Below are 22783 nucleotides of genomic sequence, written 5' to 3' on the forward strand. Positions count from 1 at the left end.
CGTGGCGCGCACGGGCAGCGGCATCGAGCCTTCGGTGCCGAGACAATGATGGATATCCCCACTCGCATGGTGTCAGTATTCGCCTGCCGGGGGCGTGACGGTGCCCCGGTCCGCCCCGGCCGGGAGGTCGACCAGGAAGTGCCCGATATGTCGCCGAGCGCCCGCACGCCATGGATACACGGCCCGCGACCGGCATCATCGCCGCCTATCGTGGCCGGAGGCACGGCCTGACCGTGGACGACACCACCCGCACCTCGAGCGTGCGCCGGGTCCATCGCCGGACATCGGGCCTGTTGCGCTTCCAGCGGCGCGTGGAGCGGGAGTTCGTCGCCGATTACCGCCGGCGCGGTATCGCGCTGGCGCGCTTCACCATCGTGGCCGCCTTCGTACTCCACTGGGCGGCGATATTCGCGGACCGGAGTCTGCTCGGAAACCACCTGATCGAGCCATGGCCGGCCCTGGGCATGTACGGACTCGGTCTGCCCATGGTGACGCTGTACGCCGTGCTGGCGTTCAGTGCCCGCAGCGGCCGGCTCCTGTTCGCGTTGGCGCCCTATATCGTCGCCGTCAACGGCGCGGGCGTGTCGATGGCGCTGTTGACGGCCGGTGAACACGAGGGCGCGCCGGGGCTGCCGCACACCTTGATCCTCCTGAATCCGGTGTTCACGCTCCTGCTGAGCGGCATGCTGCTGCGCCAGGCATTGCCGGCCGCCTTGTTCGTGCTCGCCTGGCACGCGAGCCTCACCCTGTCGCTGGATTACCCGCCGCCGGTGATGGTGTCTGACGGGTTGGTGATCGTGGGCAGCGTGGCGATGTCGCTCGTGGGCGGCTGGCAGATCGAGAGCTGGCAGCGCGCGGCCTGGCTGCGCGAGCGCGAGTTCCGGAGGTTGGCCGACCGTGATCAGCTCACCGGGCTGGCCAGCCGGCATCTGTTGTTCCTGCGCGGCGAGGCGTTGCTGCGCGCCGCGCGCGAGACCCGGAGCTCATTGAGCGCGTTGATGATCGACGTGGATCATTTCAAGGAGTACAACGACCGCTATGGGCACGCCGCCGGCGACGAGTGCCTGCGACGCATCGCCGACGTGATCCGGGGCCTGGTCGGCGATGCCGGGGACATCGCCGCCCGCTTCGGCGGCGAGGAATTCCTGGTGCTGCTACCGGGCCGGGGGCCGCGCGAGGCGATGCGGGCGGCCGAGAATCTGCGCGCCCGGGTGGCGGCGCTGCCGATGGGCGACGGTGATTCGCCGCGTTTGTCGGCGAGCATCGGTGCGGCCACCGCGCCCCGCGGGGACGTGCCCGACCTGGACAGCCTGATCGCGCTTGCCGACGATGCCATGTACCGCGCCAAGCGCGGCGGCCGCAACCGGGTGGTCGCCGCGGCCTGACTTCCCCGCCGCCCTGTTCCGCCGGGTCGCGGCGGGCCTGCTGGCCCTGTGCGCCGCCGGCTGCGCGCCTTCGCCGCCGGCGGGCGCCGCCCGCGACTGTCCCGGCGCGCGGTCCGTGACCGTGATCGACCACGGCCGGCATGTCGGGCTGATCCTGCCACGATCCGACCTGGTGGCGACCGTGTCCGGTCTCGCCGAATACCTGCCGCCGGCGGAGAACGTCGAGATCGGGTGGGGCGATGCCGCCTATTACCGTGCCGACGACCCGGGTGCCGGTCTCGCGCTGCGGGCGGCATTGTGGCCGACGCCCGCGGTGCTGCACCTGGTGACCGTTCCGGCGGATGTCGCGTCGTTCTTCCCCGCCGGCGGGATCGCGACGGTACCCGTGACGCGCGAGGGCTACCGCGAGCTGCTGGCGTTCGTCGCGGGGGCGTTCGCCCGCGATGCCGGCGGCGGGCCCCGGCGGCTCGGCCCGCCGCTCTACGGTGACGGCGGCTTCTTCGCGGCCGAGGGACGCTTCCATCTCCTGCATACCTGCAATACCTGGGTGGCCCGGGCGCTGGCGCGCGCCGGTGCCCCCGTCACGGCGCGCTGGACGCTGACCGCCGATGGCCTGATGGCGCAGCTCCGCGGGCTCGGTTGTCCGGACGGGGGTGGCGCCTGAGCGGCGGGCGGCGGACACTGTCGAAGCCGCCGGCGGACGGCGGGATGACACGAACTACAACGCCACGGGGGTGGGAATCATGGCGAGAATGGATATATCCGGACGCACGGCGCTCGTGACGGGGGCGTCCAGCGGCCTGGGCGTGGATTTCGCGCGCGAGCTCGCGCACCGCGGCGCCCACGTGGTGCTGGTGGCGCGCCGCGAGGAACGCCTGGAGATGGTCGCCGACGAGATCCGGCGCGACCACGGCGTGGTCGCCACGCCCCTCGCCCTGGACCTGGGCGAGGCGGACGCGCCCGCGCGGCTGCACGCGATGCTGGCGGAGCGGGGCACCGGGGTGGACCTGTTGATCAACAACGCCGGCTTCGGGGTGTTCGGCGACGCGCTCGATATCGACTGGGAGCGCGAGAACGCCATGCTGCAGCTCGATATCGTGAACCTGGTGCGGATGTCGAAGCTGTTCGCCCGCGACATGACGGCGCGCGGCTTCGGGGCCGTGCTCCAGGTGGCCTCCACCGGCGCGTACCAGCCGTCGCCGGGCTACGCCAGCTATGCCGCGGCCAAGTCGTTCGTGCTCTCCTACGGCTATGCCCTGGACCACGAACTGCGCGGCACCGGCGTATCCTGCACCGTGGTCTCGCCGGGTGTGACCGCCACCGAGTTCCTGGCGGTGTCGGGCCAGGAGAAAACTTGGTTCCACAAGCTGACGATGATGGAAAGCGCCGATGTCGCCCGCATCGGCATCGACGCCCTGCTGGCGCGGCGCGGCAGCGTGGTGCCCGGCTGGCTGAACAAGCTGGCCTGCCAGTCGCATCGCCTCAACCCGCGGGTGCTGTCCACGGCGATCGCGCACTGGGCGATGCGGAATTAGGTGGAAGGCCGTAATCCACAGATTACGCGGATTTTTTTATTTTTCTATCCGCAGATGACGCAGATGGACGCAGATCAAACCGCGTGAGAGCCGAGGCGCGACGAGGGGTGTGCGTAATACAGGGTTGTTCGTGGACCGGGCTGCTCGTATCTGCCTCGATCTTGCCGGGCGCCAACGTCATCTTCGGATAACGGTAGCCGCCTTGTCGTCGGTTCGTGGGTATCCCGACTCGCGTTTCCACGAATCTGCGTCAATCTGCGTTCATCAGCGGATTTTTTACAGGTTTTCCTATAAACCGGCCAATGCCCGCACGTGGGCGGCGGCGCCGTGGGCCAGGGCTTGGAGATCGTAGCCGCCTTCCAGGACCGAGACCACGGGCACGCCGGCGGGCAGGGCGTCGAGCACCGTGGAGGTGACCCAGCCGAAATCGGTCTCGTCCAGGGCGAGCTGGGCGAGGGGGTCGGCGCGGTGGGCGTCGAAGCCCGCCGAGAACACCACCGCCTCGGGCCGGAAGCTGGCCAGGGCGGGCAACCAGTCGCGCTCGACGGCCTCGCGGAAGCCGGTGCCGTCGGTGCCGGCGGACAGCGGCGTCTTCACGATGTGGTCGGGCCGGCCGGCGAGGTCCGGGAAGGGGAACAACGGGTACTGGAAGGTGGAGGCGTACAGGATGCGCCGGTCGCCGGCGACGATGGCCTCGGTACCGTTGCCGTGGTGGACATCGAAGTCCAGGATCGCGACCCGCGCCGCGCCGTGGGCCTCGATCGCGCGGTAGGCCGCCAGGGCGGCGTTGCCGAACAGGCAGAAGCCCATGGCGCGGTCGGGCTCGGCATGGTGGCCGGGCGGACGCATGTTGCAGAAGGCCCGCTTGACGCCGCCGTCGCCGCAGACGGCATCCATTGCCTGCACGGCGGCGCCGGCGGCCAGTAGGGCCGTGTCCAGGCTGTGCGGGCCGACAACGGTATCGGGGTCGAGCGTGGCGAGCCCCTCGGCGGGGATGCTGCGAGCCAGCTTGCTGACGTAATCCGGCCGATGCACGCGGCACACGTCTTCCAGGGTCAGCGGGACCGGCGCGCGCTGGTCCAGCCAGTCGAGCAGGCCGTCCGCCGTGAACCGGTCATGGATGGCGCGGGTGCGCTCGGGGCGCTCCGGGTGTCGGGGGCCGGTGTCGTGGCGGGCGCAGTCGGGATGGCTGTAGTACGCACAGGTCATGTTGTCACGATAGCATTGCGGCATGGCCGAGCATTACCTGCATCGCCTGTTCAACCCGCGCTCGATCGCGGTGTACGGGGCCAGTGACCGGCCCGGCTCCGCGGGACGCGAGTTGTACGCCAACCTCAAGGCGGGCGGCTTCGAGGGCCGCCTGTATCCGATCAATCCCAATAGCGCCACGGTCGGCGGCGACCGCGCCCTCGGGTCGGCGGCGGAGGCCGACGGGCCGATCGATCTCGCCATCGTGGTCACCGGCGCCGGCAGCCTGCCGGCCATCGTCGCCGACGGCGCCGAGAACGGTATCCGGCACGCCGTGATCCTGTCCTGGGCCTACCGGCGGGCCGGCGAGCCGGGCGGCCGCGCCGTGGGCGAGGCGCTCGCCGCTGCCCGCGCCGCCGGGACCCGGTTCCTGGGGCCGCGCTGCCTCGGCCTCCAGCGGCCGGCCCTGCATCTCAACGCCTCGCTGGCGCCGGCCGCGGCACCGGGCCGCATGGCCCTGATCACGCAGTCCCGCGCCCTGGCCACGGGGATACTCGACTGGGCGGCGGAGAACGACGTCGGTTTCTCCGCGGTGATCTCGGCGGGGCCGGACGACGATATCGATCCGGGCGAGATTCTGGATTTCCTGATCACGGACGGCCGCACCGACAGCATCCTCCTGTACCTGGAGAATGTCCGCGACGCCCGCCGCTTCATGAGCAGCCTGCGCGCGGCGGCGCGGATCAAGCCGGTGATCGTGATGAAGGCCGGCCGCTCGCTGGACACGGCCGCGCCGCCGGCGCCGCCGGGCGGGCAACCGGTAGCGGCGGACGATGTCTTCGACGCCGCCGTGGCCCGGACCGGCGCGGTCCGGGTGCGCAGCTTCCCGCAACTGTTCGCGTCCGCGATGGCGCTGTCGTCGCGGCTGCGGCCGAAGGGCGACCGCTTGGGCGTACTGGCCAACGGCCGCGGCCCCGGGCTGATGGCGACCGATACCCTGTCCGACCGCGGTTACCCGCTCGCCGACTGGGACGAGGCGACCCGGGCCGACCTGCGCGGGTTCCTGCCGGCGATGGCCGATGTGGGCAACCCGCTGGACCTGCTCGGCGATGCCGATGCCGCGCGCTTCGACCGGGCCCTGGAGGTCACGCTCGCCGACACCGGGACCGATGCCGTGCTCGCCCTGCTGACGCCGCAGTACCTGACCGACCCGGACGCCACCGCGGATGCCGCGATCACGCGCGCCCGCGCCGCCCGCAAGCCCCTGCTCACCTGCTGGATGGGCGGGGCGCGGGTGGCGGCGGCGCGCGAGCGGCTGCGGGACGCCGGTCTCCCGACCTACAAGACGCCCGAGGCCGCGGTCGCCGGTTTCAGCTTCATGGCCGCGCACCACCGCAACCGGCAACTGTCGCTGCAGACCCCGGAGCCGCTGACCGACCAGCCGCAGCCGGACATCGATGCCGCCACCGAGCTGGTCCGCGGTTGTCTCGCCCAGACGCGCACGGTGCTCGACGCCATCGCCTCGAAGCGATTGCTGCAGGCCTTCCACGTCCCGGTCTCGGAGAGCGTGCTGGCCACCGACACCGACGCCGCCCTGGCGGCCGCGCAGCGGCTGGGCTATCCGGTGGCGGTCAAGATCAGTTCGCCGGATATCGGCAGCAAGACCGGCGTCGGCGGCGTCCAGCTCAATGTCACCGGCCCGGAGGCACTGCGCGCGGCCGTGCGCGATATCCGTAACGCGGTGGCGGCGGCCGCTCCGGACGCCCGGGTGGACGGCGTGATCGTGGAGGAGATGTGGTCGCGCCGCTTCGGCCGCGAACTGCTGCTGGAGGTGGTGCCCGATCCGGCGTTCGGGCCCGTCATCGCCTTCGGCCTGGGCGGGCTCATGGCGGACGCGCTCGGCGACCGCGCCCTGGCCCTGCCGCCGCTCAACGCCTTCCTGGCGCGCCGGCTGATCCGCTCCACCCGCGTCGCGCGCATGCTGGAGGCCTTCCACAACCTGCCGCCCGCCAACCTGGCGGCCCTGGAGTCGGTGTTGCTGCGGGTCTCGGAGCTGGTCTGCGAGCTGCCCTGGGTGCGCTCGCTAGTGATCAATCCGCTGATGCTGGACGAGCAGGGGGCCCTGGCGGTGGACGCGCGCGTGCGTCTGCGCCCCGATCCGCCGCGACCGGCGCGCTACGGCCACATGGCGATCCATCCCTACCCCGCGCGCCTCGCCGACGATTGGATCGCGCGCGACGGCAGCCGCGTGCATATCCGGCCCATCCGCCCCGAGGACGCCAGGCTGGAACGCGAGTTCACGCAGCGGCTGTCGGAGCGTTCCCGGCTGATGCGTTTCATGTCGGTGATCCGGGACCTGACGCCGGAGATGATGGCCCGTTTCACCCAGATCGACTACGACCGCGAACTGGCGCTGGTGGCGGTGCTCGGGGATATCGAGGTCGGCGTGGCGCGCTATGCCGCCAACCCGGATGAACGTTCCTGCGAGTTCGCCGTCGTGGTGGCCGACGAGTGGCAGGGCCGGGGGCTGGGCGGCGAGCTGATGCGCCGGATCATCCGGTTGGCCGCGGAACGCGGTTTCGAGCGCATGGAGGGGGTCACCCTGCGCGAGAACGCCGCCATGCAGCGCCTGGCCAGGCAACTCGGCTTCGAGGTCCGGCCGGACCCCAGGGATCCGGAGGTGTACCTGCTGGAGAAGACGCTAGACCAACCCGCGTCCGTCACGGGGTCGTCCGCGACGGACTCGGGTTAGTGTCCCGCCGGCCAGCCCCGGGCTTTGCTTGACGGGACATGAAACCACAGAGGCGCACGGAGGCGCGCAGAGGTTCTTGCTGGCCGTTTGCCGGAAGAAGGAATCCACAGATTACGCCGATGTACGCAGATTAAAGAACAGCCCTAACCAATCTGCGTTAATCGGCGTCCATCTGCGGATAAAACAAATGCCTTCACTCGGCACGGCGTCGACCGCGCAGCGCCCCGGCGATCGAACTGCCGGGTTGGTAGCGGACCTTGGCGGGCGGTTCCCGAAAGAAATAATCCGCAGATGACGCAGATATACGCGGATTAAAGAACAGCCCTAACCAATCTGCGTTAATCGGCGTCCATCTGCGGATAAAACAAATGCCTTCACTCGGCACGGCGTCGACCGCGCAGCGCCCCGGCGACCGAATTGCCGGGTTGGCAACGGACCTTGGCGGGCGGTTCCCGAAAGAAATAATCCGCAGATGACGCAGATATACGCGGATTAAAGAACAGCCCTAACCAATCTGCGTTAATCGGCGTCCATCTGCGGATAAAACAAATGCCTTCACTCGGCACGGCGTCGACCGCGCAGCGCCCCGGCGACCGAATTGCCGGGTTGGCAACGGACCTTGGCGGGCGGTTCCCGGAAGAAATAATCCACAGATGACGCCGATGTACGCAGATTAAAGAGCAGTCCCGGCCAATCTGTGTTAATCGGCGTAATCTGTGGATAAACAAATACCCTGGCCCGGCACGGCACCGACCGCGAAGCGCCCCGGCGCTCGAGCTGCCGGGTTGGCAACGAACCTTAACGGGCTATCCGTCTTTTTCGCTTGAAAACCGTGATCGTGTCCGGGGCAGGCTTCTTTGCGGCTGCCGGGATGACAGTCATTTTCCTCTGTGCCCCTCTGTGGTTAATGTTCTGGCTGGCCGTATACCAAGGCGCTGTCCGCCGTCGTGCTCTGCGACGGGATTGGGTTGGAACAAGGGCCGTCGGGCCCGTTTGCGGCGAATGCCGGGGATGCCGGGAACGCTTCGCTTATCCCGGCCTACGGCCTGGATACTGGGTGCAGCGGCGCCGCAAACCTTTCTAAAGCGCCCGGAAATGCCGGGCGCCGCACTCACCGGGTCCCAACAGCGAGATGCCCGGCGGCGCGCACGGCGGGTCCGGCGGCGCCGCCGCCAGCAGCCCCAGCAGCGCGACCAGGGCGAGCACCACGAGCCAGGCGGCCCAGGCCGGGAGCACGCCCGGGCTTTTGTCGTCGTCCTGTCGTCGCATGGCATCGGCCTCCTCGTGAGACCGATCAATCTAACGACGGCGCGACAGCAATAACAGATTTAGATATCCTGTTTTTCGACCATAACAGTTGAGGACGCCATGACCCTGGCCGAGCGCGACGCGCAGACCTTCCTGTACGAGAGCCTGGCCGACAACCTGCGCGGCCTGATCGATGACGGCACCTTCGCCTGCGGCCACCGTCTGCCGTCGGTACGGCGCCTGTCGCGCCAGGAGCGGTTGAGTCCGGCCACCGTACTCAAGGCCTACGAGACCCTGGAGGCGGCGGGTCTGGTCGAGGCCCGCCCCAAGTCGGGGTACTACGTGCGGCGGCGTTCGGACGACCTGCCCGAGCCGCCGTCCCGCAGCCGGCCGCCGGCCGCCGCCACGGCCGTGGATGTCGGCGAGCTGGTGGTCGAACTGGTGGCCACCGCCAGCCGGCCGGATCTGGTGCCCTTCGGCGGCGCCCTGCCCGGCCCCGAGTTGCTGCCGATCACCCGTTTCAAGCGGATCACGGCGTCGGTGCTGCGCCGCGCCGATGCCTACAGCGAGCTCGATATCCCGCCGCAGGGGGCGGCGCCGCTGCGAACGGCGGTGGCACGCCGGATGCTGCGCACCGGCTGCCGCGTCGCGCCCGACGACGTGGTGATCACCGCCGGTTGCCTGGAGGCCCTCAATCTGGCGCTGCGGGCCGTGGCGCGGCCGGGCGATGCCATCGGCGTGGAGTCGCCGACCTATTTCGGCACCCTGCAGGCGATCGAGAACCTGGACATGCGCGCGGTCGAGCTGCCCACCGACCCGGATCGCGGGGTCTGTCCCGACGCGCTCTGCGAGGCCGCCCGCTCGGGTCGGATCCGGGCGGCGCTGCTGATGCCCGATGTCCACAACCCGTTGGGCGGCATCATGCCCGAGGCGCACAAGCGGCGCATCGCCGCGACCCTCGGACGACTGGGGGTGCCGGTGATCGAGGACGACGTCTACGGCGAGACCCATTTCGGCGAGGGCGCACGGCCGCGCGCCCTGAAGGCGTTCGACGAGCACGACAACGTGATCTACTGCAGCTCGTTCTCCAAGCAGATCTCGCCGACCATGCGCCTGGGCTGGATGCTGCCGGGCCGCTGGGCGCGGCGGGTGCATGTGCTCAAGGCGTCCAGCACCATCGCCGCCAACGGCCTGGCCCAGGCCGCCACGGCCGCCTTCCTGGAGCAGGGCGGCTTCGACCGCCACCTGCGGCGCCAGCGGCGGGCCTTCGCCGCCAACATCGATCGCGCCCTGGACGGTATCTGCCGCCATTTCCCGGCCACGACCCGTGTCACGCGGCCGCGCGGCGGCTATCTGCTCTGGGTCCAGGTGCCCGGCGTCGATGCGCGCGCGCTGTATCACCGGGCCCTGGCGGAAGGCATCAGCATCGCGCCGGGGCGCTTGTTCACCGCCCACGACGGCTTCCGCGACTTCTTCCGGTTGAACTGCGGCCATCCCTGGTCGCCGCGCCTGGAGGCCGGCCTCGCGCGCCTGGGCGAGCTCGCCGCCGGGGATTAGCGGTCCGCGCGGCCTGTATCGATCTCGGTGGCCAGTCCCGGCAGCCAGGGCAGGTCGGTGACGCCGTAGTCGACACCGAGCTGACTGAGCAGGGTGGTGAGCTGGCCGCGGTGGTGGGTCTGGTGGTTGAACAGGTGCGCCACCAGAACCCAGGTCGGCAGCACCCGGGTCACGCCGTCGACATTGCTGGTGTAGCGGAAGTCCGCGGCCAGCCGGTGTTCGTCGAGCGTGTCCGCCCAGGCCTCGATATCGGCGTCGGTGCGGTCGCGCTCGGCGCGCAGGGTCGGGAAATCCTCGTAAAGCGACTGGCCCAGCCGGCCGCAGCCGAGGTCGCGGCCCGTGAAGCGCCCCAGCCAGGCGCGGTCGCCGTGCAGCAAGTGATTGAGCGTGCCGTGCACGGACCCGAAGAAGGCGCCGCGGTCGCGTTTGCGCGCGGCATCGTCCAGGGTCGCGCAGGCCGCGTACAACCGCTCGTTCATCCAGCGGTTGTAGGCCGCCATGGTGCGGGCATAGTCGGATGTGATCATGTCGCTGCCTCCTGGTCGTCCGTGTCCGGATGCAATGGCCCCGCGTAAGTCTCGCGCATGGCCAGGGCGGCCGTCAGGCCCACCGCGGCGACCGCCGCCAGCAGCCACAGCCCGGTCTCGTAGTCGGCGGCGCGATAGACCGGTACGCCGTCGCGGGTGGTGCCGTCCCAGGCCAGTTCCAGCAGGGCGCCGAACGCCGGCTGCAACAGCGCCGCGCCCAGGAACAGGCCGGTGTTGACGAAGGCGATCGCCATGCCCGCGGTGTGCGGGGCCACGCTCTCCTTGGCGGCGGCATAGCACACGACCATGGCCGACGGCGCCAGCCCGTTCAGGCCGAACAGCAGGGCCGCGCCGGGGCCGGGCCGCCAGGGCAGCAGGATGGTGGCCAGCCACACCGCCAGGGTCGCGGCGGCCGCGGCGACGGCCACCGGCTTGCGCCGGCCGATGCGGTCCGATAGCCAGCCGCCGGCGAACCCGCTGACGGCGAACAGCAGCAGCGCCAGGCTGACGTAGTTCGAGGCCGCCTGGCGGCCGAGGCCGAAGACATCGCCCAGGTAGGGCACGGCCCAGAGGCCGGTGAAGGTGAAGAAACCGCCGATGATCGTGAACAGGCAGACCGCGTGCGGCCAGACGTGGCGGTTGCAGGCGACGTCGCGCAGCTCGATCCACCAGGCGCCGCGCGGTCCCCGGCGCGGCGGGTGCGTGTCCGCGAAGCCGGCGGCCGCCGGGCGGTCGCGCACGAAGACCCAGATCAGGACGGCCAGGACCAGCGACACCAGGCCGATACCGGCCAGCGCCTGGCGCCAGCTCAGCCAGTGCAGCACCTGCGCCAGCGGACCGGCGCCGAACACCGAGCCGACGTTGCCGAGCAGGACCACCATGCCGCTGAGCAGGCCGTAGTAGCGGGCCTCGAACCACTCGGCGTTGTACTTCATCAGGCCGACGAAAGCGGTGGCCACGCCCAGGCCCACCAGGAAACGCCCGGCGTTGGCCAGGAGCAGCCCCGGCGCCGCCGCGAACAGCAGCGTGCCGGCGGCGGCCACCAGCGAGCCGCCGGCCACGCCGATCCGCGGACCGGCGCGGTCGGCGAGGATGCCCGCCGGGATCTGCATGGCGGTGTAGACGTAGTAGTACATCGCCGACAGGGTGCCCAGGGCGACCGCGCCGGCGCCGAGGTCGCGCAGCAGGTCCTCGGCCAGGGCGGCGGGCGCGACCCGGTGGAAGAACGCCACCATGAAGGCGGCCGCCAGCAGGATGAACCCCGCGGCGCGTCGGCGTCGGAAGGCGTGTGCGGCGGTCATGTGGGGCCCGCGTCCGTCTCGGCTTTGGGATGGCACGGGCAGGATACGCGCCGGCGGCGGGGCATAACAGTGTCAGCCGTCGGCAGGTGCGACCGTAACAGTTTCCGGTCAGGCGCCGGGCACGACGCTCTTGGTCACGGTGGCGGCGGCCGCGGTCCGGCCCGCGGCGTCCCGGGCCTCGATCCGGATGAAGATCACCCCGCGCCCCCGGCGCAGGATGTGCGCGTGCAGGTCCACGTGGTCGTCGGCGACCGGCCGCAGGACGCTGACGTGGACATCGTGGGACACCGCGTTCTCGCCCTCCCCGAGGGTCGGCAGCACGGCGAGATAGGCGGTGACGTCCATCATCGCGTACAGGATGCCGCCGTGCAGCATGCCGGCGGGGTTCACCGTGTAATCGTTGACCGTGAACCGACAGACCGTGCCCTCCCCATCCCGCGCGAGCAGTGTCAGGCCACAGTCGCGGTGGAAACGGTGGCGCAGGACCCGGTCGGTGATCGTGTCGGCGTGGTCAGAGGCCATGGCGTCCGCTCCAGTCGCGTGCGAATTGCCGGGCCGCGCGGCCGCTGCGGGCGCCGCGGGCCAGGGCCCATTGCAGGGCGGCGCGCTCCATCTCCGCCTCGTCCTCGATGTCCGCATCAAGCTCGCGCAACTGCGCGCGCACGATGGCCAGGTAGGTCTCCTGGTCGAACGGATGGAAGGACAGCCAGAGACCGAAGCGCTCCGACAGGGAGATCTTCTCCTCCACGGCGTCGCCGTGGTGGATCTCGCCGTCGACGTTGCGGGCCTCGCGGTTCTCGTCGAGGTATTCGGGCAGCAGGTGGCGGCGGTTCGAGGTGGCGTACACCAGGACGTTGTCCGGCGGTGCCGCCACCGAGCCCTCCAGGATCGCCTTGAGGGCCTTGTAGCTGGCGTCGCCGCTCTCGAAGGAGAGGTCGTCGGCGAACAGCACGAAACGCTCCGGGCGGTCGTATAGCGGCGCGACGATGTCGGGCAGGTCCACCAGATGGTGGGCCTCGACCTCGATCAGGCGCAGGCCGTCGCCGGCATAGGCGGTGCGCAGGGCCTTGATCAACGACGACTTGCCGGTGCCGCGCGCGCCCCAGAGCAGGGCGTTGTTGGCCGGCAATCCCGCCAGGAACTGCCGGGTGTTGCGCACCAGCGCCTGTTTCTGGCGCTCGATGCCGTGCAGGGCGTCGAGATCGACGGCGTGCGGGTGGGCGACCGCCTCCAGCCGTCCCGGCGGGCGCCAGCGGAAGGCGGAGGCCGACCAGTCGGGCTCGCTTGCCGGCGCGTCAGGGTCGAGCCGTGCCAGGGCCCGCTCGGCGCGGGCCAGCAGCGTCTCCAGCCGGTCCAGCAGTCGGTCCGTGTCGGTCGGTGTCATGGCGCGGCATCATGCCAGAATGCCGCGCTCGGGCAAGCCCCGCCGGTCAGAGTCCGGGCAGGCCCGCCTGCTCCGGCAACAGCCCGGCGAGGGCGTCCGGCGACAGGCCGTCGCCAAGGTCGCCGGACGGCAGGCCGCCACCGAGCTGGTCGAGCGGACCGCCCTCGGCCTGCAGGGTGGCCGCCAGCGCCTCGACACCGGCTTGGACCGCGCCGGGATCCTGTTCGGCGAGACCGACCAGGCTGTGGTTGAGCGATTCCGCGGCGCTGCCCTGGATCAGGCCGTCGGCACCGACGAGGCTGCCGGCGGCGGCGCCGAGATCGCCGGCGGCGAGGGATTCGCCGCCGGTGGTCAGGGCCGTCTGGAGCTGGGCGACGAAGGTGGCCGGCTGGGCCTGGGCGGCGCCGGCGACGGCCAGGCAGGCCCCGGCGAGCAGGTAGGTGGCTTTCATGGCTTCCCCTGTACGAAATTATCCATGTTGTTCGTAAGCCAGACTAATGCCTGTGGCGTTTGGCGACAATACGGCCGGCATAAACCGGCATAAAAAGGGCCCGCGGCGGTTTGCCCGCCACGGGCCCAGTCATCCTCCCCTTGGACCCGAGCCTGTTAAACGTCCCTTTATGTTGGCAGTGTCGGGAAGTACACAGGCTCTAGCGTTCCGTGGGCTCGTGGCCCCGGAACGTCAACGAGATAGCAGGCTGGTCACCTGTTCGAGTTGTGCGTTCGAGAAAGCCGAGGAGCCGCCCGGCAGGCCCGGCAGACCGCCGCCGGCCAGGTCCGGCAGCCCGCCCAGCAGGCCGGCGAGATCGCCGAGCAGGGGCAGGCCGTCGAGGCCCGGCACGGAGCCGGCGCCACCGGGCAGGCCGCCCAGGAGCTGCTCCAGCACGCCGCTCTCGCCGGCCACACCGATCATCAGAACGGTTTCCAGGCCGAGCTGGATCCGGGCCGGATCCTGGTCCGACAGGAGGCCGCCCAGTACGTCGTTCAGGCCGGCGCCGGCGGTGCCTTGCAGCAGACCGGAGTTCGCGCCCGCCAGACTGTCGACCAGCGGTGCGGCATCGGCGGTGGTAAGCGTGGCCACCAGGCCGGAGACGACGCCCTCCGGGCCTACCAGGGCATTGAGGACCTCGCCCTGGGCCGAGGCCGTGCCGCTGAACAGCAGCCCGGCCAGACTCGCAGCGATAAGTTTCTTCACGTGGATTTCCTCCCTAAAAATATCGTGGAACGAATCCTTGCCTTCTCCGCCGCGGCTACTCGCTGCGGTCCACCACCCGCAGCTCGACGCGGCGGTTGGTGGCGCGGCCCTCCGGATTGTCGGTGCCGTCCGGGTTGGTGTTGTCCGCGATCGGCTCCGACTCGCCGTAGCCCTCGGCCACGAGGCGGTCGCCGTCGACGCCCTGCTGGATCAGGTACTGGCGTACCGCCTCGGCGCGCTCCTGCGAGAGCTGCCGGTTGTAGCTGGCCGAGCCGAGCGAGTCGGTATGCCCGGCGATCTCGACCCGGAACTCCGGCGAATCCTTCAGCGCCGTGGCGACGCGGTCGAGGATGCGCTGGGCGCTGGCGGTCAGCCGCGTGCGGTTGAATTCGAAGTTGACGCCCTGGAGGATCGCGCTCTGGCCCACGGCGCAGCCGTTGGCGAGCACCGCCACGCCCTCCGGCGTGTCCGGGCATTGATCACGGTCGTCCGGGACGCCGTCGCCGTCGGCGTCCTGCACCAGCGGACAGCCCTTATCGTCGACCTGGGTGCCGGCCGGGGTATTAGGGCACTCGTCCTTGTAGTCCGGGACACCGTCGCCGTCGGAGTCGAGCGGGCAGCCCTCGGGGCCGACCTGCACGCCCTTGGGCGTGTTGGGGCACTTGTCCTTGTAATCCGGCACGCCGTCGCCGTCGGAATCCAGCGGGCAACCCTTGGAATCGACCGCCGCGCCCTTGGGGGTGTTGGGACACTCGTCGTGGATGTCAGGCACGCCGTCGCCGTCGCTGTCGGGACGCTCGGCGGGCGCGAAGGTGTAGCGCAGCGACAGCAGCGCGGCGTGCTGCTGGTACTCGGAGTCCAGATCCTGGAAGTCCGAGCTGCCGGTGGAGAAGCTGGGATCGTCGGTGCCGAAGTAGCGGTAGCCCAGCGATACCGAGGTGTAGTCGGTCAGGTCGTAGCTGATGCCGGCGCCCACCTGGTAGGCGAAGACCATGTCGTCCTCGTTGAAATCCAGGGCCTCGTAATCCAGGCGCGCGGCACCGACGCCGCCGCCCAGGTAGGGATGCCAGTCGCCGTCGGCATTGAATTCGTACCAGGCGTTGGCCATCAGCGAGGTGCTGGTGTATTCGCCGTCCGCGCCGCGGGTCTCGCCGTTCTGGTTGCCGAAGCCCTCCCGGAGCGTGACCCGGTCCAGGTCATTGAGGGCGTAACGGGCCTCGATCTCGGTGCGCCAGCCGTTGTTGTGGGCGTAGCCCAACGCCAGGCTGCCGAGATAACCGGTGTCGTACTCGGTCTCGAAACTCACCGGGTCGCCCGGCTGGGTGGTGGTGCCGCCCGGAGTCGGAAAGAGGGTGCCCAGCCCCGGGATCACCAGGAACCCGCCGCCCGGCGTGGACGTGAAGCTGGGCTCGGTGCGGGTCTCGTTGTCGGCGTCCTTGAGTTCGGTCGCGCCCAGGCCGCCCTCGACATACCAGCCCGGCTCGGTGGCGTGGGCCGCGCTACCCGCCAGCAGTATCCCGGCGGCGCCGAGCAGGCTCGGCACGGATCGCTTGATCGTCATCGTCGTCACTCCCCGAACGGTTTGAATCCTTGTGCGGCGACCGGCCCGCGACGCGGCGACCGGCGCTGGTTTGCGACGATTTTACGTCGGTCCCGTGCCTTTGTATACGGTCAAACGTCAGAAAATTGACGCCACTTCACAATAAAGCGGCATATTCTTACTTATAGTGTTGACTATTGCTTACAGCGGTGTTTCGCGGCGGGGGTGCGACAAGCCGGGATTACGCGCGCCGCAAGGTAACGGCGATCGATGGCGCCGGGCCGGGGGATGCCTGAAAGCGGGCGTGTATCCGCACGAGCCGTCCACGCGCGGCGCGAATGGAAATCGTCGCGGACGCGCGACGATCGGGATAGACCGGGGGCCGGCCCGGCGGGATGCCGGGCCGGCGGCGAGGCTCAGGCCAGCTTGCGGTGCCGCGCCTTGCCGGGGCTGTCGGCGGCGTCGCCCAGGCGCCGCCGCCGGTCGGCCTCGAAGTCGCTGTAGTTGCCCTCGAGCCACACGACCTCGTCATCCTCGAAGGAAAGGATGTGCGTGGCGATACGGTCCAGGAACCAGCGGTCGTGGGAGATCACCAGGACGCAGCCGGGGAAGTCCAGCAGGGCTTCCTCCAGGGCGCGCAGGGTCTCGACATCCAGGTCGTTGGTGGGCTCGTCCAGCAGCAGGACGTTGCCGCCGGCCTGCAGCAGCTTGGCCAGGTGCACCCGGTTGCGCTCGCCGCCGGACAATTCGCCGATACGCTTCTGCTGATCGGAACCCTTGAAGTTGAAACGGCCGACGTAGGCCCGCGAGGGGATCTCGTAGTTGCCGATCCGCAGGATGTCCGCGCCGCCGCTGATCTCTTCCCAGACGGTCTTGCCGTCGTCCAGGGCGTCGCGGCTCTGGCTGACGTACGCCGGGTCGACGGTGTCGCCCACGCGTACCTCGCCGGCGTCGGGTTGCTCCTCGCCGGTGAGCAGCCGGAACAGGGTGGTCTTGCCGGCGCCGTTGGGGCCGATGATGCCCACGATGGCGCCGCGCGGCACCTTGAGGTTCAGGTCTTCGTAGAGGGTGCGGTCGCCGTAGCGCTTGGTCACGCCGTTCAGCTCGAACACCAGGTCGCCGAGGCGCGGGCCCGGCGGGATGTAGATCTCGTTGGTCTCCGAGCGCTTCTGGTGCTCCTTGGAGGCCAGTTCCTCGAAGGCCTTCAGGCGGGCCTTGTTCTTGGCCTGCCGGCCCTTGGGGTTGGCGCGCACCCATTCCAGCTCGGACTTGATCGCCTTCTGGTGGGCGTCCTCGGCCTTCTGCTCCTGCTCCAGCCGCTTCTCCTTGGTCTCCAGCCAGGCCGAGTAGTTGCCCTGGAAGGGGATGCCGTGACCGCGGTCCAGCTCCAGGATCCAGCCGGCCACGTTGTCGAGGAAATAGCGGTCGTGGGTGACCGCCACCACGGTGCCCGGGAAATCGCCCAGGAAGCGTTCCAGCCAGGCCACCGACTCGGCGTCCAGGTGGTTGGTGGGCTCGTCCAGCAAGAGCATGTCGGGCTTCGACAGCAGCAGGCGACACAGGGCCACGCGCCGGCGCTCGCCGCCGGAGAGCTTGTCGACCTCGGCATCCCAGGGCGGCAGATTGAGCGCCTCGGCCGCCCGTTCCAGGGTGCTCTCCATTTCCCAGCCGCCGGCGGCGTCGATAGCGTCCTGCAGCTCCGCCTGCTCGGCGAGCAGGGCGTCGAAGTCGGCGTCCGGCTCGGCGAAGGCGTTGCTGATCTCGTTGAAGCGGTCGAGCTTGGCGCGCAGGTCGCCCAGCCCTTCCTCGACGTTGCCGCGCACGTCCTTGTCGCCATTGAGCTGCGGTTCCTGCGGCAGGTAGCCGATGCGGATGCCCGGCATCGGGCGTGCCTCGCCCTCGAAGTTGGTGTCCTCGCCGGCCATGATGCGCAGCAGGGTCGACTTGCCCGCGCCGTTGTAGCCCAGGACGCCGATCTTGGCGCCGGGGAAGAAGGACAGCGAGATGTCGCGCAGGATCTGCTTCTTGGGGGGGACGGTCTTGCCCACCCGGTTCATGGTGTAGATGTACTGGCTCATAAGGACTCGGCTGTTGGCCGCAGGGGGTCGGTTCGAAGCGGGCGCGTATTATCCGGCAGGGGTCGCGCCGGTGTCACGTCCGGGGCGGGACTAAGATCAATTTAGTCTAAAAAAATTTATGCATATAACCGTGAATGTCTTCTAATCGCGGCCGGCGATACGGATACTGCACGCACTCACGGGCCGCCGGGGCGCGGCGCCCACCCTGCACCAGGGCTCCCGCACCGTGCCGACGCGGCCGCTGACGGACCCGAACACCATCCAGGAGCATCGCAGTGAACATCGACGTCGACAAGGCGAACGCGGAACTCGAGGACAAGCACCCGCTGGACATCGTCCGCTGGGCCACGGCCCTCGGCGGCAAGTGCATCGTGACCACCAACTTCGGTCCCTACGAGGCGGTGATCCTGCACCTGGTGCATCGCGTGCAGCCGGACATGCCCGTGGTCTGGGCGGACTCCGGTTACGGCACCCGCTATACCTACCAGTTCGCGGAGAAGCTGATCGCCGACCTGGGCCTGAACATGCACGTCTATAACCCGCTGCAGTCGGCGGCCCGGCGCGACGCGATCATGGGCATCCCGGACGTCGACGACCCGCGCCACGAGGAATTCACCAACCAGGTGAAGCTGGAGCCCTTCCAGCGCGCCATGCGCGAAATGCAGCCGGATGTCTGGCTGACCGCGATCCGCCGCGACCAGACCGAGTTCCGGAAGAACCTGAACGTGGTCACCCAGGACAAGCCCGGCGGCGTGGTCAAGGTCGCGCCCGTGTTCCATTGGACGGAGGCCGACATGCAGGCCTACCTGGACGAGCATGGCCTGCCCAACGAGACCCGCTACTACGATCCCACCAAGGTCCTGGGCAACCGGGAGTGCGGCCTGCACAACCGCTTCACCGCCTGACCGGTTTCGCCGGTCACCTGCCTTGCAGGGAAGGCCCGCCTCGCGACGAGGCGGGCCTTTTTCTTTTTTGCCTACGAGATCGAGCAGGCTTTCTCCTACAAATGAAGCGGCATTTCTCCGCTATGACGGTTTTTTGACGCTGCGAATAATCCCCCTAAACGCGCCGAGGGCGCCAAAAGGACATCCAACAATCCAATCCCTGAACGGGAAGGGGGGTATTTACCATGTGGACTCGAGCCACTCATTTCGTGACGTGTGCCTTTCTGGCGGCGTCACTCGCCTTCGTCGCCGGCTGCGGCGGCTCCTCCGGCGGTGACAGCAATGCCGTCGACCAGCCGGTATCGGTCGGCGGCAACAACGCCACCGGGCCGGCCGATCCGGTCCAGGACGCGCTCCTGGGCGTCGGCGGCCAGCTCGGCGCCGCCCCGGTCGTCGGCGAGACCGCCGAAGCCCTGATCGCGGCCCTCGTCGCCCTGCTGGACGTGCCCGACGGTCTCGCCGGCGGCTTCGAGGAATTCCTGATGACCCAGGATCCGGAGGCGCTCCTGGACGGCGGCGAGATCTCCGGCGACGCGCTCCTGAGTTTCTCCGCCGGTCTCGTCGAGACGATCGAGCAGCTCACCGAGGAGGGCAAGGCCCTGCCCGGCGGCGAGATGCTCACATCGCTGCTGCTGGACCTGGAGCGCCAGGTCCAGGAGGGCATCACCGGCGAGACCGAGGGCGGCAACCTCACCGCCGTGACCGATCTGCTGGTGCAGATCGCCAATCTCCTGCAGGGGATGTCCCAGCAGGTGCCCGATCAAGTCGAGAGCGCGCCGCTGGTCGGCGACCTGTTCTCGGCGCTGGGTGGTGCGCTGCTGGATATCTCGGGCCTGTTCGATGCGATCGGTCGCCTCGAGGGTGACGAGGCCAGCGCCGCGCTCGTGGGCACGCTCGAGGGTGTCGTCTCCGAACTGGCGGGCTCCCTGCCGGGCGGTGCCGGTGGCGATCTGGCGAGCGCGGGCGAGGAGGCGACGGCCCTGTTCGCCGGTGGCCTGGGCCTGCTCCTGGATCCGCTGTTCCAGGCGCTGCGCGGCGTGCTGGCGCCGCTGACCGGCGACGAGTCGCCCTTCGGCAATATCCTGACCGCGCTGCTGAGCGTCGATCTGGATGCCCTGGGCGGCCTGTCCGGCTTCGCCGACACCATCGAGGGCGGCGGCACGGCGCCGGGCGGCGGCCAGATCCCGCTGCTGTCGGACCTGCTGGCCGGCTTGCCGTTGCTGGGCGATCTCCTGGCCGGGCTGCTCGGCGGCGACGCCGCCGGCGGGTTGACCACGTTCGACAATGTCGTCGCCAACGGCGGCAGCGGCGGCGTGCCGCTGCTGGGCGATCTCTTGCAGGGCCTGCCGGGCCTGAGCCAGCCGGGCAGCAGCGAGGACCTTTCGCTGCCGCTGCTGGGCGACCTGCTGACCACGCTGCTGGCGCTGGACGGCGACGGCGTGCCCGTCATCGGCAGCATCCTGGATGCCGGCGGCGATGGCAGCGGCGGCGGCCTGGACCTGCCGCTGATCGGCGATCTGCTGGATGGGCTCTTGGGCAACCTGTTGGGTCAGGCCGGCGGCATCGACAGCGGCGGCGGCTTCCTGGACGGCCTGGGCGGCATTCCGGTGCTGGGATCGTTGCTGGATAGCCTGCTGGGCAACCTACTGGGCGGCCTGCTCGGCGGCGGCTGACGGCCGCGGATCACGGAAAACGGAAAACGGAAGACGGAAAACGGAAGACGACGGTACCGAAAACGGGGTGTGACGACGCGCCCCGGCCTGGGCGGGCACGCTTGGCGTGACCCGCCTCTTTTTTGCCCGGCGTACCCGTTACAGCACGGGCGTGTCGATCTCCAGGGCCCGCTCGCCCGGGGGCGGGGCGGCGCCCTGCCCGCCGGTCAGGGCCTCCGGCATCTCCATCTCGGTGTCGCTGGTCATCCACAGCAGGATGTCGTAATACGCCCGGATGTTGCCGACATAGCCCACCGCCTCGTAGCCGCGGGCATAGCCGTATCGGGTACGCCGGTAGTAGCGCTCCTGGGTCAGCCAGGGCAGGGCGGCGCGGATGTTCACCCAGGTGTCCGGGTCCTTGCCCGCGGCGTCCAGCAACCGGCGCACGTCCATGACGTGGCCCATGCCGATGTTATAGGCGGCCAGCGCGATCCAGGTGCGGTCCGGCTCGCGGATGCGTTCGGGCAGCCGCGAACGGATGTCGGTGAAGTAGGCCGCGCCGCCGCGGATGCTCTGCAGCGGGTCGCGCCGGTTGTCGACGCCCACCTCGCGCGCGGTGTCCCGGGTGAGCATCATCAGGCCGCGTACCTTGGTCGGGCTGACCGCGTCCGGATTCCAGTGCGATTCCTGGTAGCCGATGGCCGCCAGCAGGCGCCAGTCGACGCCGGTTTCCTCCGCCGCGCGCTGGAAGGCGTCGCGCCAGCGCGGCAGCCGCTCCTCCACCTGGCGGGCGAAGGTCTTGCCGCCGACGAATCCCAGGCGCTCGACGTGGCCGTAGTAGCGGTCGCGGATGATGTTGAGCTGCGGTGTCCCGCGGATGCCCTCGATGAACGCCACCGCCTTGTTGTACAACGCCGTGCCGTTGTCCGCGGGAAAGGCCCAGGCCAGGGACTGCGTCTCGCCCAGGTCGAACGCCACCCGCAGGTCGGTGTAATAGCGCTGATTGAGTTTCACCAGGTTGGCGTCGGCGACGGTCGCGTGAAGGTCGCCTGAGGCCACGCGGTGCAGCAGCTCCTCGCTGTTGGCGCGCGGGTCGCGGTGAAACTCGATCTCCGGATGGCGCCGCCGCAGCCAGTCCGCGACCGCGACATGGGCGGGTACGGTCAGGCGGCCGGCGACGTCGGCCAGCGATGCCGGGCGGTCGTCGCCCGCGCGGTAGACCAGTTGCGGCTGCACCTCCATGTAGGGCGGCGTGAAGCGCACGCGCCGCTCGCGCGCCGGCGTGATCGCCAGACCGGCGGCGAAATGCGCGCGCCCGTCGCGCACCGCGGTGATCGCCGCCGCGCGGTCGGGCACGACCACCACGTCGAGCTCGGCGCCGAGGCGCTGCGCGAACCGGCTGGCCAGGTCGTACTCGAAGCCGGTGGCGCCCGCCGCGCCCAGGTAGTAGGTGGTCGCCGAGTTCACGGTCGCCATGCGGAGGACGCCGGCGCGCTTCACCTCCTGCAATGGGGAGTCGGTCGGCGAACAGGTCGCCACGGCGCCGAGCGCCACCAGGGCCAGCGCGATGCGCCGCATCGGGCGCGGATGGGGCAGGATTGTCGCCAGGAGTCTGCGCCGTAGGAATAAATGGAGCGAGACGTTCCCGATTTGAGGCATATTTTTCGCTCGTTTGAGGAGCATAGTGGTGACTATGTGACGAAAAGGAGCGGGAAATAGGACCAAAGTGGGGGCGTCGCAGCCCGTTTGGTTTCTACGGCGCAGGCTCCTGGGCTTCGCAGCAAGAGGGTGTTCCGGTGTGCCGGCCGCTGAGATTACCGGTGTATCGGCGGTGTCGGCCAGTGCCCGCCGTCGCGGTTCCGGCACGCAGTGGGTAGGCTCGCGGGCCGTGATCCTTTAGAATCGCCCTGACGCAGGCGAGCGCCGGGCGCCGCCGCGTCGACACGGAGAGGTACCGAAGCGGTCATAACGGCACCGACTCGAAATCGGTTGGGGGCTTACGCCCCACGTGGGTTCGAATCCCACCCTCTCCGCCACTCCATTAGCGCAAAGATGAAAGGGGAAAGAGGAAAGCCGGGTTCGTCATGACGATCGCAGCCGTTCCCTTTCGTCCCTAGCCATGTCCGAAAAGCCATCCCGTCTCTATCGCGTCAGCTTCTACAACCAGGGGCAGGTGTACGAGGTGTACGCGCGCTCGGTTTCCCAGGGGGGTCTTTACGGCTTCGTCGAGATCGAGTCCCTGGTGTTCGGTGAAAAGAGCCAGGTCGTGGTCGATCCCTCGGAAGAGAAACTGGCCTCGGAGTTCGCGGACGTGGTGCGCTCGTACGTGCCCATGCACGCCGTGATCCGTATCGACGAGGTGAGCAAGCGCGGCAGCGCCAAGGTCACGCCGGCCGGCGACGGCGGCAAGGTGATGCCGTTCCCGGTCTACGGCGGCGGCGACAAGCCCTGAGGTGGCGGCGCCGGCACGGTTGCGGGAAGGACACCGGGGAGGGCG

Annotated in this window: 19 protein-coding genes and 1 tRNA gene; 9 read left to right on the forward strand and 11 right to left on the reverse strand. The window is 69.7% G+C overall.

From position 1 onward, the window contains the following. Positions 1–170 precede the first annotated feature (170 nt). The 3 genes from PC39_RS12190 (at position 171) to PC39_RS12200 (ending at position 2920) form a co-directional block, all read left to right on the forward strand. Positions 171–1385, forward strand: a complete 1215-nt coding sequence (locus PC39_RS12190; protein WP_353253670.1) for a GGDEF domain-containing protein — start codon at positions 171–173, stop codon at positions 1383–1385. A 115-nt stretch (positions 1386–1500) separates the two neighbouring features. Then, a complete protein-coding gene (locus PC39_RS12195) occupies positions 1501–2049 on the forward strand; it encodes a DUF2459 domain-containing protein (protein ID WP_353253671.1) in 549 nt (182 codons plus the stop codon). An 88-nt stretch (positions 2050–2137) separates the two neighbouring features. Further along, entirely contained in the window at positions 2138–2920 is a 783-nt protein-coding gene (locus PC39_RS12200) for an SDR family NAD(P)-dependent oxidoreductase (protein WP_353253672.1), read from the forward strand. A gap of 288 nt (positions 2921–3208) precedes the next feature. Here the strand turns inward: PC39_RS12200 and PC39_RS12205 are convergent, their stop codons facing one another. Continuing rightward, a complete protein-coding gene (locus PC39_RS12205; protein WP_353253735.1) occupies positions 3209–4129 on the reverse strand; it encodes a histone deacetylase family protein in 921 nt (306 codons plus the stop codon). A 22-nt stretch (positions 4130–4151) separates the two neighbouring features. Between PC39_RS12205 and PC39_RS12210 the strand changes: the two genes are divergently transcribed. Continuing rightward, complete coding sequence (locus PC39_RS12210) at positions 4152–6860, forward strand: bifunctional acetate--CoA ligase family protein/GNAT family N-acetyltransferase (protein WP_353253673.1); 2709 nt, start codon at positions 4152–4154, stop codon at positions 6858–6860. Positions 6861–7940: 1080 nt separating this feature from the next. On the opposite strand, the gene PC39_RS12215 is transcribed toward PC39_RS12210, so the two are convergent. Continuing rightward, on the reverse strand, positions 7941–8129 hold the full coding sequence (locus tag PC39_RS12215) for a hypothetical protein (protein ID WP_353253674.1): 189 nt from the start codon (positions 8127–8129) through the stop codon (positions 7941–7943). Between the two features lie 99 nt (positions 8130–8228). Here PC39_RS12215 and PC39_RS12220 point away from each other — a divergent pair, with 99 nt between their 5' ends. Beyond that, positions 8229–9665 carry an aminotransferase-like domain-containing protein gene (locus PC39_RS12220; protein WP_353253675.1) on the forward strand — a complete coding sequence of 479 codons (1437 nt, stop codon included), beginning with the start codon at positions 8229–8231 and terminating at the stop codon, positions 9663–9665. Here the strand turns inward: PC39_RS12220 and PC39_RS12225 are convergent. The 8 genes from PC39_RS12225 to ettA all read right to left on the reverse strand — a co-directional run bounded on the left by PC39_RS12225 (position 9662) and on the right by ettA (position 17690). Next, a complete protein-coding gene (locus PC39_RS12225; protein ID WP_353253676.1) occupies positions 9662–10192 on the reverse strand; it encodes a DinB family protein in 531 nt (176 codons plus the stop codon). The two genes, PC39_RS12220 and PC39_RS12225, sit on opposite strands and share 4 nt — an antisense overlap. Beyond that, positions 10189–11493: an MFS transporter gene (locus tag PC39_RS12230; protein ID WP_353253677.1), complete on the reverse strand. Its 1305-nt coding sequence runs from the start codon at positions 11491–11493 to the stop codon at positions 10189–10191. Before PC39_RS12230 ends, PC39_RS12225 begins: the two co-directional genes overlap by 4 nt. 108 nt (positions 11494–11601) lie before the next feature. Further along, entirely contained in the window at positions 11602–12015 is a 414-nt protein-coding gene (locus PC39_RS12235; protein WP_353253678.1) for a PaaI family thioesterase, read from the reverse strand. After that, positions 12005–12877, reverse strand: coding sequence for an ATP-binding protein (locus PC39_RS12240; protein ID WP_353253679.1), 873 nt, complete (start codon positions 12875–12877; stop codon positions 12005–12007). Before PC39_RS12240 ends, PC39_RS12235 begins: the two co-directional genes overlap by 11 nt. A gap of 46 nt (positions 12878–12923) precedes the next feature. Next, on the reverse strand, positions 12924–13328 hold the full coding sequence (locus tag PC39_RS12245; RefSeq protein ID WP_353253680.1) for a hypothetical protein: 405 nt from the start codon (positions 13326–13328) through the stop codon (positions 12924–12926). Positions 13329–13559: 231 nt separating this feature from the next. Beyond that, positions 13560–14072 carry a hypothetical protein gene (locus tag PC39_RS12250; RefSeq protein WP_353253681.1) on the reverse strand — a complete coding sequence of 171 codons (513 nt, stop codon included), beginning with the start codon at positions 14070–14072 and terminating at the stop codon, positions 13560–13562. A gap of 55 nt (positions 14073–14127) precedes the next feature. Further along, positions 14128–15633, reverse strand: a complete 1506-nt coding sequence (locus tag PC39_RS12255; RefSeq protein WP_353253682.1) for an OmpA family protein — start codon at positions 15631–15633, stop codon at positions 14128–14130. Positions 15634–16028: 395 nt separating this feature from the next. Continuing rightward, positions 16029–17690 (reverse strand): energy-dependent translational throttle protein EttA, encoded by a 1662-nt coding sequence (gene ettA / locus PC39_RS12260; protein WP_353253683.1) that lies wholly within the window; start codon positions 17688–17690, stop codon positions 16029–16031. Between the two features lie 275 nt (positions 17691–17965). On the opposite strand from ettA, the gene PC39_RS12265 reads away from it, so the two are divergent. After that, positions 17966–18595 (forward strand): phosphoadenosine phosphosulfate reductase domain-containing protein, encoded by a 630-nt coding sequence (locus PC39_RS12265; protein ID WP_353253684.1) that lies wholly within the window; start codon positions 17966–17968, stop codon positions 18593–18595. 248 nt (positions 18596–18843) lie between these two features. Beyond that, complete coding sequence (locus PC39_RS12270; RefSeq protein WP_353253685.1) at positions 18844–20307, forward strand: hypothetical protein; 1464 nt, start codon at positions 18844–18846, stop codon at positions 20305–20307. Between the two features lie 138 nt (positions 20308–20445). Here PC39_RS12270 and mltF read toward each other — a convergent pair whose 3' ends face one another. Beyond that, the gene (mltF, locus tag PC39_RS12275) at positions 20446–21864 is read right to left on the reverse strand and encodes a membrane-bound lytic murein transglycosylase MltF (protein WP_353253686.1); all 1419 of its coding nucleotides are present in this window, start codon (positions 21862–21864) and stop codon (positions 20446–20448) included. 367 nt (positions 21865–22231) lie between these two features. Between mltF and PC39_RS12280 the strand changes: the two genes are divergently transcribed. Both PC39_RS12280 and PC39_RS12285 read left to right on the forward strand, forming a co-directional pair. Then, positions 22232–22322: transfer RNA gene (locus tag PC39_RS12280), tRNA-Ser, on the forward strand. A gap of 83 nt (positions 22323–22405) precedes the next feature. Continuing rightward, positions 22406–22738 (forward strand): DUF1820 family protein, encoded by a 333-nt coding sequence (locus PC39_RS12285; RefSeq protein ID WP_353253687.1) that lies wholly within the window; start codon positions 22406–22408, stop codon positions 22736–22738. Positions 22739–22783 lie beyond the last annotated feature (45 nt).

The organism is Salinisphaera sp. PC39 (assembly GCF_040361335.1).
Lineage (GTDB): Bacteria > Pseudomonadota > Gammaproteobacteria > Nevskiales > Salinisphaeraceae > APNM01.